The 15,331-nt window shown below is 65.8% G+C and carries 12 protein-coding genes; 9 read left to right on the top strand and 3 right to left on the bottom strand.

The genetic code is table 11. The features are described from left to right. The first annotated feature begins 97 nt into the window (after positions 1 to 97). Positions 98 to 262 carry a hypothetical protein gene (locus XI08_RS37680; RefSeq protein ID WP_271578299.1) on the top strand — a complete coding sequence of 55 codons (165 nt, stop codon included), beginning with the start codon at positions 98 to 100 and terminating at the stop codon, positions 260 to 262. 6 nt (positions 263 to 268) lie between these two features. Here the strand turns inward: XI08_RS37680 and XI08_RS37675 are convergent, their stop codons facing one another. Beyond that, entirely contained in the window at positions 269 to 949 is a 681-nt protein-coding gene (locus XI08_RS37675; protein WP_271578298.1) for a GntR family transcriptional regulator, read from the bottom strand. A 7-nt stretch (positions 950 to 956) separates the two neighbouring features. After that, positions 957 to 2,369: an FAD-binding oxidoreductase gene (locus tag XI08_RS37670; protein ID WP_271578297.1), complete on the bottom strand. Its 1,413-nt coding sequence runs from the start codon at positions 2,367 to 2,369 to the stop codon at positions 957 to 959. A 175-nt stretch (positions 2,370 to 2,544) separates the two neighbouring features. On the opposite strand from XI08_RS37670, the gene XI08_RS37665 reads away from it, so the two are divergent. The 3 genes from XI08_RS37665 to XI08_RS37655 all read left to right on the top strand — a co-directional run bounded on the left by XI08_RS37665 (position 2,545) and on the right by XI08_RS37655 (position 7,227). Next, the gene (locus tag XI08_RS37665) at positions 2,545 to 3,429 is read left to right on the top strand and encodes a dihydrodipicolinate synthase family protein (RefSeq protein WP_271578296.1); all 885 of its coding nucleotides are present in this window, start codon (positions 2,545 to 2,547) and stop codon (positions 3,427 to 3,429) included. A gap of 213 nt (positions 3,430 to 3,642) precedes the next feature. Next, positions 3,643 to 5,970, top strand: coding sequence for a TonB-dependent siderophore receptor (locus XI08_RS37660; protein ID WP_271578295.1), 2,328 nt, complete (start codon positions 3,643 to 3,645; stop codon positions 5,968 to 5,970). A gap of 63 nt (positions 5,971 to 6,033) precedes the next feature. Beyond that, the gene (locus XI08_RS37655) at positions 6,034 to 7,227 is read left to right on the top strand and encodes a PepSY-associated TM helix domain-containing protein (RefSeq protein ID WP_271578359.1); all 1,194 of its coding nucleotides are present in this window, start codon (positions 6,034 to 6,036) and stop codon (positions 7,225 to 7,227) included. 57 nt (positions 7,228 to 7,284) lie between these two features. Here XI08_RS37655 and XI08_RS37650 read toward each other — a convergent pair whose 3' ends face one another. Next, positions 7,285 to 7,902 carry a hypothetical protein gene (locus XI08_RS37650; RefSeq protein WP_271578294.1) on the bottom strand — a complete coding sequence of 206 codons (618 nt, stop codon included), beginning with the start codon at positions 7,900 to 7,902 and terminating at the stop codon, positions 7,285 to 7,287. A 237-nt stretch (positions 7,903 to 8,139) separates the two neighbouring features. Here XI08_RS37650 and XI08_RS37645 point away from each other — a divergent pair, with 237 nt between their 5' ends. From XI08_RS37645 to XI08_RS37625, 5 genes are all read left to right on the top strand, one after another. Next, the gene (locus XI08_RS37645; protein ID WP_271578293.1) at positions 8,140 to 9,372 is read left to right on the top strand and encodes a rhodanese-like domain-containing protein; all 1,233 of its coding nucleotides are present in this window, start codon (positions 8,140 to 8,142) and stop codon (positions 9,370 to 9,372) included. Between the two features lie 350 nt (positions 9,373 to 9,722). Then, positions 9,723 to 10,967: a phosphoglycerate dehydrogenase gene (serA, locus tag XI08_RS37640; RefSeq protein ID WP_271578292.1), complete on the top strand. Its 1,245-nt coding sequence runs from the start codon at positions 9,723 to 9,725 to the stop codon at positions 10,965 to 10,967. A 109-nt stretch (positions 10,968 to 11,076) separates the two neighbouring features. Then, positions 11,077 to 12,096, top strand: coding sequence for a patatin-like phospholipase family protein (locus XI08_RS37635; protein ID WP_271578291.1), 1,020 nt, complete (start codon positions 11,077 to 11,079; stop codon positions 12,094 to 12,096). A 3-nt stretch (positions 12,097 to 12,099) separates the two neighbouring features. After that, the gene (locus XI08_RS37630) at positions 12,100 to 13,554 is read left to right on the top strand and encodes a GntP family permease (protein ID WP_271578290.1); all 1,455 of its coding nucleotides are present in this window, start codon (positions 12,100 to 12,102) and stop codon (positions 13,552 to 13,554) included. 98 nt (positions 13,555 to 13,652) lie between these two features. Next, on the top strand, positions 13,653 to 15,314 hold the full coding sequence (locus XI08_RS37625) for a tannase/feruloyl esterase family alpha/beta hydrolase (RefSeq protein ID WP_271578289.1): 1,662 nt from the start codon (positions 13,653 to 13,655) through the stop codon (positions 15,312 to 15,314). The last annotated feature ends 17 nt before the right edge of the window (positions 15,315 to 15,331 follow it).

The raw sequence follows: 15,331 nt of genomic DNA, 5'->3' as shown, positions 1-15,331 counted from the left end.
GCGCGAGCTCTGCTCGCGCGCGCCTCGGACCATCCCGGCGCCAGTGCCCGCAACCGGATTTTTGCCTTGCTGCTCGCTTCGGGGTGATGGGGGACTTGTGAGTACGGTCATAGAGAACTTGCTGGCGCGGAAGCAGAAGCTCGTAGAGGAACTCGAGGTGGCGCAAACCGTCGAGGACCGCGACAGGATCGAGCATCAGCTCGAGCAGATCAACACCGCGCTGGATTTTCTGGACAGGCCGGGTCCGGAGGACGGGCGATAGAATCGCTCAATCCACTTTCAGCGCCTCGACTTTCAAGGCCTTGGCATAGACCACGCCCGATTTGGTGATGTGCGTGGTCATCAGTGCTTCGAACGCCGCAAACTCGCCGCGCGCGAACAGATCCAGCAGCTTGCGGTGCTCGTCGAAGGACGAGCGGGTCCGCACGTCGATCGGCGAGGTCAGGTTGGTGCGCAGCGCGGCGACGCGGCCGGAGACGAGCTGGTAGGATTCGACGAGGTAGCGGTTGCCGCAATGGGCGAACAGCGCCTCGTGAAAAGCGGCATCGGCGCGGCCATAGGCGATGTTGTTGCGTGCCGCAATCGCCGGCTCCATCGCCGCGATCGCGGCGCTCATCGTCGCGACGGCACCATCGCGATCATGACGGAAGGCGAGCTCGGCGGCCTTGGGCTCGAGCGCGATCCTGAAGGTGCAGAGCGCAGCGATGTCCTCGTCGCTCGGGGTGAAGACAAAACTGCCGACCTGCGGGCGGATCACCACGAGCCCCTGCGCCTGCAGCTGGCCCATCGCCTCGCGCACCGGCGTCCGGCTGACGCCGAAGGAATTCGCCACCATCTCCTCGGAGATCGCAGCGCCGAGCGCGAACTCGCCGTCGATGATCGCCTGCCGCAGCCGCTGCAACACCCGCTGCGACAGCGATTTTGGCGTATCGAGCTTGAGCGATCGCATTGCTCTCTCAGATCACCTTGCCGGGATTGAGCAGATGATCGGGATCGAGCGCGGCCTTCAGCGTCCGCATCAGCGCGATCTCGGCCTCGCTCCTGGCATGACCAAGCCACTTCTTCTTCAGCGTGCCGATGCCGTGCTCGGCGGAGACGCTGCCGCCCATCTCGCGCACGAGACCGTAGATGACCGTGTCCATCTCTTCCTTCGGCTGTTGCGCGACCGTGAGGCCCGTGACCCAGGACACGAGGTGCAGATTGCCGTCGCCGATATGGCCGTAATAGACGCTCTCGCAGCCCTTGATGCCGTCGGCGAGCGCGGCCTTGCAGCGCGTGACGAACTCGTCCATCCGCGCCACGGCAAGTCCGATGTCGTAGGAGATGTGCGGGCCCAGCACCTGGCCGAACTCGGCGCAGATGTCGCGCACCCGCCAGAAGGCTTGCGTCTGCGCCAGCGATTGCGCCACCGCGGCATCGGCCAGCAGCCCGCGCTCCATCAGCTCTTCGAGCCAGGCCTGGAAGCGCGGCGCATCCAGGCTCTCGTCGGTGCCCTGCGCCTCCACCAGCACGTAGAGGCCGTGGCCCGCGGCGACCGGCGGTTTCACGCCGGCGCGCGTCGTGATCACGTCCCAGTAATCCGGCCACATCACCTCGAACGCCGACAGCAGCGGGCCGAGCCCGCTGCGCGCGGCATCGAGCAGTGCGATCACCGCGGCATAGTCCTTCAAGGCGCACAGCGCGGCCATGGTCGAGCGCGGCTTCGGGAACAGCTTCAGCACCACGCGGGTGATGATCCCGAGCGTGCCTTCCGAGCCGATGAAGAGATGCTTCAGGTCGTAGCCGGCATTGTTCTTCATCAGCTTGTTGAGATTGGTGATGATGGTGCCATCCGGCAGCACCACTTCGAGACCGAGCACCAGCTCGCGCGTCATGCCGTAGCGGATCACGCGATTGCCGCCGGCATTGGTGGAGAGATTGCCGCCGATCGCGCAGGAGCCGCGCGAGCCGAGGTCGAGCGGAAAGAAGAAGCCGGCCTCATCCGCGGCCTTCTGGATCGTCTCCAGCGGCGTGCCCGCCTTCACCGTCATCGTCGCGGACGCGCGATCGATCTCCTCGATGCCGGTCATGCGCTCCAGCGAGATCGCGACCCAGCCTGCTTCAGGCGAGGCGCCGCGGCACAGCCCGGTCAGTCCGCCCTGCGGCACGAACGGCAGATGCGCCTGCCGGCAGGTGGCGATCGCGTCGGCAACGCCCTGCGCGTCGAGCGGACGGATCACCGCACGCGGCGTTTGCGGCAGGCTCGCGCTCCAGTCGTTGCAATTGCGCGCCGGCACATCAGCGCCGATCAGCACGGCGGCGCCGCCGAGCTTGTCGCGCAAGGCGGCGAGCAATTGGTCGGGACGCTCCACGGGGGTCACCATGTCCATGCAAGACCTCCTCAAAATCCGGCCGCGTCTGTCGCGCGTCTGCTGCGATGGGATTTGCGTCCGTCTTGTATGTAAGGTACAAGGTGAAAAGTAAAGCAAAAACGAGGCTTCGCTAGGCGCAGAAGATCATTATGGATCAGTGGCTTAGTCCGAGACCGCAGCAAAGGGTGGTGTGATGACGGAGGCGATTCGCGGGTTCTGGGTGGCGTCGGCGACGCCGCTGGCGACCGACGGCGGTGTGGATCACGGCCGGCTCGCCGCCCACGCCAAGCAGCTCTTCAGCAAAGGCGTCGACGGCGTCGTGCTGTTCGGCACCACGGGCGAAGGTACTTCCTTCAACGTCGCCGAACGCGTCGCGACCATAGAGGCCATGCTCAAGGCCGGTGTCGCGCCGGAGCGCATCGGAATCGGCGGCGGCTTCCCCGCCATCAGCGACAGCATCGCGCTGACGCGCGCCGTGCTCGGCCTCGGCCTGCGCCACGTGCTGCTGCTGCCGCCTTACTTCGACCGCGGCGTCACGCCCGAAGGTATCGAGGACGCCTTCGCCGCGATCATCGACGGCGTTGCCGACGATCGCCTGCGTGCCTATCTCTATCACATCCCGCAGATCTCAGGCGTTGCGATCCCGACCACGGTCGCCGCGAGCCTGCGCAAGCGTTACGGCAAGCTGGTTGCGGGCCTGAAAGACTCCAGCGGCGACTTCAAGCAGTTCGAGGCGTTCCGCGCAGCCAGCCCCGAGCTCGCCATCACCGTCGGCAACGAAGCCGACATCGCCCGCGCCATCGCCGCCGGCGGTGCCGGCACCATCTGCGGCATGGCCAACATCGCGCCGGAGCTGGTCAAGGCGATGATCGACGGCAAGAATGTCGAAGCACGCATGCAAGCGGCGATCGACATCGTGGTGAAGACGCCATCCTTCCTCGCAACGCTGAAGGCCATTCTCGCCGCGCAGACCGGCGATGCAGCGTGGCTGCGGGTGCGTCCACCGCTGCGGGCCTTGTCCGACGGCACCGCGCTCAAGCGGAAGCTCGACGAGCTGACGAGCCCTGCCATCGCATGAAATCCCGCAATGTCGCGACACGCCGCCGCGAATTTCGCGCGCAGCGTGTCGCGATCGGCGCGAGAACAATCCATGATTGCTGGTTCGCATTGATCCGCGCTTAGAACCATTCAACACTAGAGCGATTCAATTCCGCCTACGGTTCTCTTCACCCGCAACGGCTGTTAGACGCGCCAGCTGCAATGCTGTGTCTGACCTGGAAGTGAATCGAAAGTGCGTGCTCATCTGGATGACCGCGTCAGCGGTCATCGAATTCGTGCCGGCGGGAGTCGTGCAGGTCTTCTCATCGGAGCAGCCGTGCTGCTCGCCGAATGCCCCTCCAACACGACGACCGCACAGGCGCAATCGGCGCTGCCAGCGGTGACGGTGGAAGCGCCGGCGCAGCGGCCGAAACCGGCGCGCGCATCGGAGCAGTCCTCACGCCGCACCCAGGCCGCCGCGCGCCAGCGCAATCGCAATGCCGCGCCGGCAGCGCCGACGCCATCGGAGCGCGCCGCCGCGGAGGCCGCCGCGCAGCAAGCCGCCAAGCTCGGCTACCGTGCGATGCCGAGCGCGACCACGCTGCGTTCGGGCGCATCGCCGCTCGACACCTCGCAGACCGTCAACGTCGTGCCCGCGCAGGTCCTGAAGGACCAGTTGCCGCGCAACATCGACGATGCGCTGGTCAACATCAGCGGGATCACCCAGACCAACACGCTCGCCGGCACCCAGGACGCCGTGATCCGCCGCGGCTTCGGCGATAACCGCGACGGCTCGATCATGCGCAACGGCATGCCGCTGGTGCAGGGCCGCAGCCTGAACGCCGCTGTCGAGAGCGTCGAGGTGCTGAAGGGACCGGCCTCGCTGCTCTATGGCATCATGGATCCCGGCGGCATCGTCAACACGATCAGCAAGCGTCCGGAGCTCTACCAGCACGGCTCGGTCACGCTGCTCGGTTCGACCTATGCGAACAATCGGAGCGGTGCTGACGGCACGCTCGACATCACCGGTCCGATCGGCGACGGCGGTCTTGCCTATCGCTTCATCGGCTACGGGGTCAGCGAGGACTATTGGCGCAATTTCGGTCGCCACCGGGAAATGCTGGTGAACCCGTCGCTTGCCTGGTACGGCGACACCACGACGGTCCAGCTCACCTATGAGCACCGCGAGTTCATCTCCCCGTTCGACCGCGGCACGGCCTTCAACGGCGCTCCGCTGGCGATCCCGAAGACGCGCCGGCTCGACGAGCCCTTCAACAACATGTGGGGCACCTCCGACCTGGTGCAGGGCTCGGTCGAGCAGAAGCTCGACGACAATTGGAAGGTCACGGCGGCCTACAGCTACAACACCGAGACCTTCAGCGCCAATCAGCTTCGCATCACCAACGTCAACGCCAAGACCGGCGTCGAAACCCGCAGCAATGACGGCACCCGCAACTCGCTGAGCAACGCGAGTTACGGCACCTCCTATCTGCAGGGTGACGTCTGGGTGGGCGGCTTCCGCAACGAGATCCTGTTCGGTGGCGAGGCGTTGTATCGCACCATCGACCGCCACGACCTGATTCGCCAGGCGACCCCGAGCTTCAATTTCTACAATCCGGTCTACGGGCTGATCGTGCCAGGCACGACCGTTTCGGCAACAGACAGCGAACAGACCGACAAGCTCGGCACCCGCGGCTTCTTCGCCCAGGACACGTTCCACCTGACCAACTGGTTGTCCGTGGTTGGCGGCGTGCGCTGGATGGAATACGAGCAACTCGCCGGAAAGGGCCGGCCTCTCTTCGTCACGAACACCAATCTGGCGGGCGACAAGGTGCTGCCGCTCGGCGGCGTCATCTTCAAGCTGAACGATCAGCTCTCGTATTACGTGAGCTATACGCAGTCGCTGAAACCGACCTCGACGATTGCGCTTTTCACCGGTGCTCCCGTCGGCTTCGTCGTCGACTCCACCATTGCGCCCGAAGAGGGAACCCAGTGGGAGACCGGCCTGAAGTTCGACGTCAACAAGCGGCTGTCGGGCACCCTGGCGGTCTACGACATCGAGAAGAAGAACGTGTTGGTGCGGGATGATCTCGGCAACAACAACATCGCAATACGGACGTCTGCGAAGGCTCGGTCGCGCGGCGTTGAGTTGGACGTGACGGGCAAGCTGACGGACCATTGGAGCATGATCGGTAGTTACGGCTATACCGACGCACGCCTGATCAACGATCCCGTCAACGGCAACGCCAAGCTGCTGAACGCCGCGATGAACACGGCTTCGCTCTATCTCGTCTACGATTTCGGCGACGCGCTTCCGGGACGGCTGCGGCTCGGCGGCGGCGCGCACTATGTCGGCGACCGGCCGGGCGACTCCGCCAACAACTTCTTTCTGCCGGCATATACCGTCGCGGACGTCTTTGCGACCTACGACACGAAAATCGACAACCTGCCGGTGACCTACCAGTTCAACGTCAAGAACCTGTTCGACAAGCTCTACTATACCTCCACCACCGGGAGCGCCTTGAACGTCGCGATCGGTGACGCGCGGCGCTTCTCGCTGTCGGCGACGGTGAAGTTCTAGCCGTGCGCGCGCCACGCACGGATCGGGAATCGCAGGCGGCGCCGACCGGAAGGGGCCATGCCGATGCGTGAGCCTGGCCGCGCGATCAAGGCCGTCCTGCTCCAGGTCCACTCCATCGCGGGCCTCGTGCTCGCGCTGCTGCTTGCCGTGATCGCGCTGACCGGCGCGATCATGAGTTTCGAGAACGAGGTCGTCGACCATCTCAACGCCGGCATCATGCAGGTCGCGCCGCGGACCGCGCCGGCGCTGATGCCGGACGAGTTGGTCGCGCGGCTGAAGGCGGCGCAGGATTTCGGCAAGGTCTCGGCTCTCACGCTATCGAGCGATCCGGCCGCGGCGGTGCGTGTCCGCTTCGGCCGCGACGAGCAGGGCGGGCGGCCGGCTTCGCTCTATGTCGATCCCTATGACGCACGCGTGCTGGGCTCGCCGCGCGGCGAAGAGTTTTTCGCGACCGTTCGCAGGTTGCATCGCTGGCTGCTCATCCCCGGCGATGCCAAGGGTTGGGGGCGCCAGATCACCGGTGTCGCCGCGCTCGGCCTGATCGTCATGCTGGTTTCGGGCCTCGTGCTGCGCTGGCCACGCCGTGCCGGCAGCGTGAAGATGTGGCTGAAGCCGAATCTCGGGCTCAGCGGCCGCGGGCTGCACCGGTCGCTGCATGCGGTGATCGGCACCTGGGTCCTGCCCGTCTATCTGGTGATGACGCTCACCGGACTGTGGTACTCGTTCGACTGGTACAAGGACGGAGTCGTCTGGCTGCTGTCGCGCCCGGAGGTCGTCGCCGCGAAAATGCAGCCCAAGATGCCCGCAAAGGCGCCGCGCGTGGCGGCCGCTTCCGAGCCGGCCCAGCCGATCGGATTCGACCGTGCCTGGGCGACGTTCCAGCGCGAGGAGGGTGACCGCTTCGCCAGGGCCTTCCTGACGCTGCCGGCCGGCCCCGCCACGGCGATCCGGATCAGGTCGTGGAGGAAGAACTCGACGCTCGATACCACGCGCGACGAATTCCGCGTCGATGCCGTCACCGGCCAGCTGGTTTCGGCGGAGCGTTACGCCGACAAGACGTTCGGCGAGAAGATCATCGCCAACGTGCTCGACATCCATCGCGGCGCGGTCCTCGGCTGGCCCGGCAAGCTCGCGTTCATGATTGCCGCAGCCCTGATGCCGCTGTTCTCGGTCACCGGCATCCTGCTCTATTTGTCGCGTCGCAAGCTGCGGCGCCCCGCGCAGCCGCCGCTCGGGCGCCTCGTTCCGGGCGAGTGATCCGACAAGCCGCTGTTCAAATCCGCCTGGATCGAGTCACGATATTTGCTCGACACGTCACTTCGGCTGCATGTGCCGTTCGCCGATGATGACGTCGTTGTTGGCGGCGTAGACAAAGCAGCCGCCATCCCGGCCATTTCGCGTGGGATCGCTGTTGCATTTTGCCAGTGCAGAGGCCTCGGCATCTTTCAAGCTCGCATCGCCCGCCGAGATGAACAGCTTCCCCCAGGGGTGGATGGCCATCGCTTTCGGCTCCATGGCCTTATCGTAATTCTGTACGTCGGGGCGCTGTCGCGTCACCCGCCGGATGATCGGAATCTGGGACAGATCATACTTGCCCGCATAATGCAGACGCGGCATGTCCCGCGCTGTCAGTTCACCCTCCGCGACGATCTCCTTGTTCACCGCTAGCAGGGCGCACGGCTTGCCATAGCGCAACTGGCACGCTTCCAGTGAGCGCTCGCCGGTGGCCGACGCGTCCTCGTGTTCACAGGACCGAAAATAGCTCGCGCTGATGAGCTCCACGGCCTGCCCCTTGTTGGGTTTGCAGGCGACGTAGTCCTTGATCAGCGTGTCGCGGACAAAGCCGAACACGGTCGGTGTGGTCGCTGCTATGATCGACGCCATCGCCCGCTCGAATTGGGACTTGCGTTCCGCATTGGTCAGCGCGGCCATGGCCGCACCCGGAAGCACCAGAAACACCACCAGGAATTTTATGGTTCGCATGCTGCCCCTCCCCCCACGCACGAATCGGAACTTTACCCGCCCCGCGCTCTCGGACAACATGCTTCTTTTCAGCGGCTCCACGGGATTGCACGCCGCAGAGCGGGAGGGCATGCCCCCGTCGGGCTGGTCAAGCGGTCCGCAATCGGCCAAAAGCGCCCTGTTCAAACTTCGAAGGCTGCATGTCCGATGACGATCCCGACCGTCACCCCCGCCGATATCCGCCGCGCGCTGCTGCTGCGCGAGGAGATCGCGCTGCTCGATCTCAGATACGAGGCCGCGTTCGCCACCGGTCATCCCTTGTTCGCTGCCAACATGGCCGCGAACCGGATTGCGGTCGAAGCCGAGGTGAGGCTGCCGCGCAAGGACGTGCCGGTCGTGCTCTATGATGACGGTGAGGGGCTGGTCGCGGCCGGAGCAGAACGCCTGACTGCGCTCGGCTACAGCAATGTCCGCGCGCTCGATGGCGGGCTGAAGGCCTGGCGCGATGCGGGCTATCAGGTGTTCGAGGACGTCAACTCCTATTCGAAAGCGTTCGGCGAGCTGGTCGAGGCGCGCCGGCACACGCCGTCATTCAGTGCTGACGAGGTCGCCAAGCTTATCGCGGACAAGGCCAACATCGCCATCCTCGACGTCCGCCGCTTCGACGAATATGCGACCATGAACATTCCGGGCTCGGTCAGCGTGCCCGGCGCGGAGTTGGTGCTGCGGGCAGGCCAAGCCGCGCCCGATCCCGACACCACCATCATCGTCAATTGTGCCGGGCGGACGCGCTCGATCATCGGCACCCAGTCGCTGATCAATGCCGGCGTGCCCAACAAGGTGCGGGCGCTGCGCAACGGCACCATCGGCTGGACGCTGGCGCGGCACGCGCTCAACCATGGCGCCGACCGGCGCGGGGCGATCGGACCATTCGAAGGCGGTCCGGCCAATGCCCGCGACGTCGCTTATCGCGCCGGCGTCCGCCACATCGGCGCAGGCGAGGCGGCGGCGCTCGCGGCGCAGACCGATCGCACGCTCTACCGCTTCGACGTGCGCGATGCGGAGGACTATGCGGCTGGCCACCTTCCGGGCTTTCGCCACTATCCCGGCGGTCAGCTCGTCCAGGAGACCGACATGGCCGCACCGGTGCGCGGCGCGCGCATTCTGTTGACCGACGACAAGGGCGTGCGCGCCGACATGACGGCGTCCTGGCTCGCGCAGATGGGCTGGGAGGTGTACGTGCTCGAGGGCGGCTATGACGGCGCGCTGGAGGTCGGTCCGCCGCTCGTGCTGCCGAAGCCGGATCCGGCGCACCGCTACCGCCGTCCCTATGAGGGGACCGATGTCGCCGAAGGTGCGATGCAGGCCTACCTCGATTGGGAGCACGGATTGGTCGAGCAGCTCCGGCTCGACGGGACGCACGGGTTTTATGTGATTTGACGCGCGTGGCCCGCGCGCTCCGCATCAGCGCAATACTCTGTCACCGTCACCCCCGCGCAACGGCGAAGCCGTTGTCGCTGGAGGTGGCCGCTCCTTGGCGGCCCTCGAAGGGCGACGGCCCGGCTGCATCGGGGCCGTTCCTCTTTCGAGGCTCCCGGCGCGATGCCAAGCATCGCGCCACTCGCACCTCAGGGTGACGGGGCGTCTATTGTGCGTGCTGGGATGCCGGGGCTGGTGGGATGCCAAGCACACCCGCACCCCGCCATCTTGTTCCCGTATCCAAACCCTATTGTGCTGCGCCTCGTCCGCGGTTTATGAGCTGCGGCAAAGCCGCCATTCATGGAGATTCTATGCCAGCCCCAGGCCAAAGCCCTGAGCGGAGCGCGAAGGCGCTGCTGCTCGAAGGCGTCAATGACAGTGCCGTGGACCTGTTCCGGAGCGCGGGCTTCACCAATGTCGAGCGTCTGACCAAGGCGCTGGACGGCGAGGCGCTGCGCCAGGCGCTCAAGGGCGTGTCGTTGCTCGGCATCCGCTCGCGCACCCAGATTACCGACGACGTGCTGGCGGCCGCCGATCAGCTCCTTGCGGTCGGCTGCTTCAGCGTTGGCACCAACCAGGTCGATCTGCTGGCGGCGCGCAAGCGCGGTATTCCCGTCTTCAACGCGCCGTTCTCCAACACGCGCAGCGTCGCCGAGCTCGTGATCGGCGAGATCGTGATGCTGTTGCGGCAGATTTTTCCACGCTCGGTCTCGGCCCATGACGGCGGCTGGGACAAGTCCGCGACCGGTAGCCGCGAGGTGCGCGGCCGCACCCTCGGCATCATCGGCTACGGCAATATCGGCTCGCAGCTCTCGACCTTGGCCGAGGCCATGGGCATGCGCGTGATCTATTACGACCGCACCGACAAGCTCCGCCACGGCAACACCGAGCCGGTCGAGAAGCTCGAAGAGCTGCTGGCGCAGAGCGACATCGTCAGTCTGCACGTGCCGGAGACGCCGGAGACATCAGGCATGATCGGCGAGAAGGAACTGCGGGCGATGAAGCCGGGCTCGTTCCTGATCAACAACAGCCGCGGCACCGTGGTCGATCTCGATGCGCTGGCTCGCGCCTTACGCGACGGTCACATCGCAGGGGCCGCCATCGACGTGTTTCCGGTCGAGCCGTCCTCGAACTCCGATCGTTTCAAGAGCCCGGTGCAGGGCCTCGACAACGTCATCCTCACCCCGCATATCGGCGGCTCGACCGAAGAGGCGCAGGAGCGCATCGGCGGCGAGGTCGCGCGCAAGCTGGTCGACTATTTCATCACCGGCTCGACCATGGGCGCGGTGAACTTCCCGGAGGTGCAGCTGCATCTGCGTCCCTCCGGCGCGCGCTTCAGCCATGTCCATCGCAACGTACCGGGCATGCTGCGGCGGCTGAACGAGGTCTTCCTCCAGCGCGACATCAACATCGCCGCGCAATATCTGGAGACCGCCGGCGACCTCGGCTACGTCGTGCTCGACGCCGATCTCGCCGGTCAGGATTCGGCCACGCTGCTCCAGCAGATCCGCGCCCTCGACGGCACGGTCGGCGCAAGGCTGGTATTCGAACACTAAATCGCCCACGTTCTGGTTGCATTCTACGGCGATGGCTCTCTAAACTGCCGCCATCTTCGGCGCGTTACAAATCGCGTCGAATTTGAGCTTCAGTTGCGTCGGTGCCGCCATGGAACGGGACGTCGTACTGATTGACCTCGCGCTGCAGGGTGGCGGTTCGCACGGCGCCTTCTCCTGGGGCGTGCTCGACCGTCTTCTGGAAGAGAGATGGCTCACGATCGCCGCGATCTCCGGAACATCCGCAGGCGCGATGAATGCGGCGGTCCTGGCGGACGGCTGGACGGCCGGCGGCGCCGAGGGCGCACGTGATGCGCTCGAACAATACTGGCGCCGCGTCTCCAGGGCCGCGGCCTTCAGTCCGCTCCAACGCTCGCCGCTCGACCGGCTGATGGGGCGCTGGACCCTCGATACGTCGCCCTTCTACATCCTCACCGATCTGATGTCGCGCGTGTTGTCGCCCTACGACCTCAATCCAACCGGCTACAACCCGCTACGCGCAGTGCTAGCCGAGAGCATTGATTTCGAACGCCTCGTGCGCTCGCCGATCCAGCTGTTCATCACCGCGACGCGGGTGCGCACCGGACGCGGCCGAATCTTCCGCAACGCGGAGATCACGGCGGATGTGCTGCTGGCATCCGCCTGCCTGCCGACCATGTTCCGTGCCATCGAGATCGACGGCGAGCCCTATTGGGACGGCGGCTTCGCCGGCAACCCGACAATCACGCCGCTGGTTCGCGAGAGCGACGCGCACGACACCATTCTCGTCCAGATCAATCCGACCGAGCGGCTGGAGGAACCGCGGACAGCGGCTGAAATCCTCAACAGGCTGAACGAGATCTCGTTCAACTCGCCGCTGATGAAGGAACTGCGCATGATCGCGCTGCTGCGCCAGGCGGCCGACCCCGGCAGCGGCGAGGGCGCGCGCTGGGCGAAGATGCGGACGCACCGGATCAAGAGCGACATGCTGACGAAGTTCGGCGCGTCCTCGAAACTCAACGCGGAATGGGAATTCGTCTCGATGCTGCGCGCCGAGGGGCGCATGGCCGCTGACGCGTTTCTCGCCGAGCATGGTGCCGACATCGGCCGGCAATCGACCGCTGATCTCGACGTCCTGCTGACGGAGTGCTGAGACATGGGTCTCCTCGGCCTTCTCGTCGGGCTCGGCCTGCTTGTCCTGTTTGCCTTTCGCGGCTGGAGCGTGCTTCTGCTCGCGCCGTTCGCGGCACTCGTTGCTGCCCTGTTCGGCGGCGAACCGTTGCTTGCGAACCTGACCCAGGTGTTCATGGTGAATGCGGCGGGATTTCTGGCGCAGTTCTTCCCGATCTTTCTGCTTGGCGCTGTCTTCGGCAAGTTGATGGATGACAGCGGCGCGGTGACGTCGGTCGCCGGCTTCATGGCGGAGCGCCTTGGCGAGCGGCGCGTGATCCTGGCGGTCGTTCTCGCCGGCGCGCTGGTCACCTATGGCGGCGTGAGCCTGTTCGTCGCGTTCTTCGTCATCGTTCCCATGGCCCGTTCGCTGTTTCGCGCGGCCTCGATTCCGCGTCGTTTGATCCCGGCCGCGATCGTGCTGGGAACGTCGACCTTCACGATGTCGGCCCTGCCAGGCACGCCGTCGATCCAGAACGCGATCCCGATGCCGTTCTTCGGGACGACGCCGTTCGCCGCGCCGGGCCTCGGCATCATTGCCTCCCTCATCATGCTCGTGACAGGATTGTGGTGGCTGCATCGCGCCGAGGCAGCAGCCCGCCGCGCCGGAGAAGGCTATGGCGACGATGCCGACGGCTTGATCGAGCAGGCTGCCGCCGACGAACTCGTGCGCGAGCGCGCAACGACCGCGCGCGAGTTCGATCCGGCTGAACTGCAACACGGTCATCGCAGCGACCGGCCTTCGCCCGTGCCGAACGCCATCGCGCCGCTGGCCGTCGTCGTCACCGTGAATCTGGTGATGTCGCTCGTGGTGCTGCCGCGGCTCGATGTCAGCTATCTCGCCGAGCAGCGTTTTGGCGAAACGTCGCTCGCGGCCGTCGCGGGCGTGTGGTCGGTCGCGGTGGCGCTGGCGGCGGCCATCGTCACGACCATCGCGCTGAACCGGGCCCGCCTGCCGGCGCTTCGCCGGACCATGGACGCGGGGGCCAATGCGTCGGTCCTGCCCGCGTTCAGCGTCGCCAGCCTCGTCGGATTCGGCGCAGTCGTCGCCTCGCTGCCGGCGTTCACGATCGTGCGCGACTGGGTGCTGGCGATCGAGGGCGGACCGCTGGTCTCGCTCGCCGTCGCGACCAACGTCCTGGCGGCGCTGACCGGTTCGGCCTCCGGCGGCCTGACCATCGCGCTCGAAGCGCTCGGCCCGACCTATGTCGAGCTCGCCGCACGCACCGGGATCGACCTCTCGCTGATGCATCGCGTCGCGGTGATCGGCTCTGGGACGCTCGACATCCTGCCGCACAATGGCGCGGTGGTCAGCCTGCTCGCGATCTGCGGCCTGACGCACCGTGACAGCTATTTCGACATCGTGATGGTCGGCATCGTGACGTCGCTGCTGGCGCTGGTGGTCGTGATCGTGCTGGGCAGCGCGTTAGGATCGTTCTGATCAAAATGCGAACGTGAGCGATTGACGGAACGTTGAAGGTTGCATTCAATGCGGCCAACTGTCCAATGCAACAAAACAGCGAACGCCGGGTGGAAACGATGACGCAAAAGAGAGCGAAGCTCTGTGCATGGCTCGTGGGCGCGGCGGCCGCAATGAGCGCGAGCAGCGTCTCGGCGGTGACGCTGGTGGAGGATGCCGACACGATCTGCAAGGGGCTCGTCGGCGGCGCTGACGCCGTGAAGATCGATTCCGCGACGTTGCAGGCGCCATCGCAACTCGCTGTTGCGGAGCGCGGCCCGACACCGTCGGGGCGCATCACGCCGGCTAATCCCGGCTTCTGCAAGGTGCTCGGCCACATCGATCCCGTCGATCCCAAGGCGCCGCCGATCAAATTCCAGGTCAACCTTCCCGTCGAATGGAACGGGCGGTCGGTGCAATATGGCGGCGGCGGCTTCAACGGCGTGCTGATCACCGGTCTTGCGCTGCCGCCGGCCTATCCGTTCGACAAGCCGTCGCCGCTCGCGCGCGGCTTCGTCACCTATGGCACCGATTCCGGCCACGAATCCAAGCCGGGCGAGCCGCCGCAATTGTTCGCGCTCAATGACGAAGCCTTCGAGAACTTCGCCCATCGCGCCTACAAGAAGGTTCGCGACGTTGCCGTCGCGCTGATGCAGCGCGCCTACGGCAAGAAGCCCGAGAAGATGTACTTCATGGGCTCGTCCGAGGGCGGTCGCGAAGGCCTCACCATGGCGCAGCGTTATCCCGACGATTTCGACGGCATTTTCGCCCGCGTGCCCGTCATCAACTGGGTCGGCCTGCAGCATGCTGGCACGCGTTCGGGCCTCGTGACCATGGGCGACGGCTGGATCAACCCGGCGCAGGTGAAGCTGGTCGGCGATGCCGTGCGGGCGGCTTGCGACAAGGCCGACGGCTCCAACGATGCACTGGTGCAGGATCCCGTCACCTGCAAGGCGGCGTTCAAGGTCGAGACGCTGCGCTGCGCCAGCGGGAAGACGGGCGATCAGTGCTTGACCGATGTGCAGATCAAGGCGATCGACACGCTGCATGCGACCTACAAATTCCCGTTCGCGCTCGCCAACGGCCTCGACGACTATCCGGGCTGGGGCGTCTCGGGCGAAGACACGCCCGCGATCGGTCCGACCGGCGGCTGGGTCGCGTGGTGGCTCGGCACCGCGCCGCCCGCACAGCCGCCTGCGCCCAACAACGGCATCGCCTGGATCTACGGCGCTGGCGGCATTCAATACGTGTTCGCGCGCGATCCCAAGCTCGACGTCCCCACCTACAAGGTGGAGGAGCACAAGGCGCGGATACTCGAGGTCTCGAACCTCATGGACTCGACCAATCCCGACCTCAGTCGCTTTCGCGAGCGCAAGGGCAAGCTGATCATCCTTGAGCACATGGCCGACTATGCCCAAAGCCCCTATGCCGGCATCCGTTATTTCGAGAGCGTTGAGCGCCTGATGGGCTCGGCGACGACGGAGTTGTTCGCAAGGCTCTACACGGCGCCCGGCGTCGACCATGTCGGTTCCGGCGCGCCGGCCAATGTCGACATGCTGAGCGTGCTGGTCGACTGGGTCGAGAACGGCAAGGCGCCCCGCGATCTTGAGGTCAGCGAGCAGAAGGTCGAGGCGCCGTCCTTCGCGGCCGTCCGCACGCTGCCGTTGTGTCGCTGGCCGGCCTGGCCGCATTACAAAGGCGGCCCGGTGACGGAAGCTGCGAGCTTCTTCTGCGCGCCGTAACGGTTCACCTCTCCCCG

Origin of the sequence: Bradyrhizobium sp. CCBAU 11361 (assembly GCF_028128935.1) — a bacterium.
Classification (GTDB): Bacteria; Pseudomonadota; Alphaproteobacteria; order Rhizobiales; family Xanthobacteraceae; genus Bradyrhizobium; species Bradyrhizobium niftali.
This window is presented reverse-complemented; position numbering and strand designations above follow the sequence as displayed.

Coding starts and splice junctions, on each gene's coding strand:
- XI08_RS37675 (WP_271578298.1), bottom strand. CDS start 949: ATGCGATCGCTCAAGCTCGATACGCCAAAATCGCTGTCGCAGCGGGTG.
- XI08_RS37670 (WP_271578297.1), bottom strand. CDS start 2,369: ATGGACATGGTGACCCCCGTGGAGCGTCCCGACCAATTGCTCGCCGCC.
- XI08_RS37665 (WP_271578296.1), top strand. CDS start 2,545: ATGACGGAGGCGATTCGCGGGTTCTGGGTGGCGTCGGCGACGCCGCTG.
- XI08_RS37655 (WP_271578359.1), top strand. CDS start 6,034: ATGCGTGAGCCTGGCCGCGCGATCAAGGCCGTCCTGCTCCAGGTCCAC.
- XI08_RS37650 (WP_271578294.1), bottom strand. CDS start 7,902: ATGGCCGCGCTGACCAATGCGGAACGCAAGTCCCAATTCGAGCGGGCG.
- XI08_RS37645 (WP_271578293.1), top strand. CDS start 8,140: ATGACGATCCCGACCGTCACCCCCGCCGATATCCGCCGCGCGCTGCTG.
- serA (WP_271578292.1), top strand. CDS start 9,723: ATGCCAGCCCCAGGCCAAAGCCCTGAGCGGAGCGCGAAGGCGCTGCTG.
- XI08_RS37635 (WP_271578291.1), top strand. CDS start 11,077: ATGGAACGGGACGTCGTACTGATTGACCTCGCGCTGCAGGGTGGCGGT.
- XI08_RS37630 (WP_271578290.1), top strand. CDS start 12,100: ATGGGTCTCCTCGGCCTTCTCGTCGGGCTCGGCCTGCTTGTCCTGTTT.
- XI08_RS37625 (WP_271578289.1), top strand. CDS start 13,653: ATGACGCAAAAGAGAGCGAAGCTCTGTGCATGGCTCGTGGGCGCGGCG.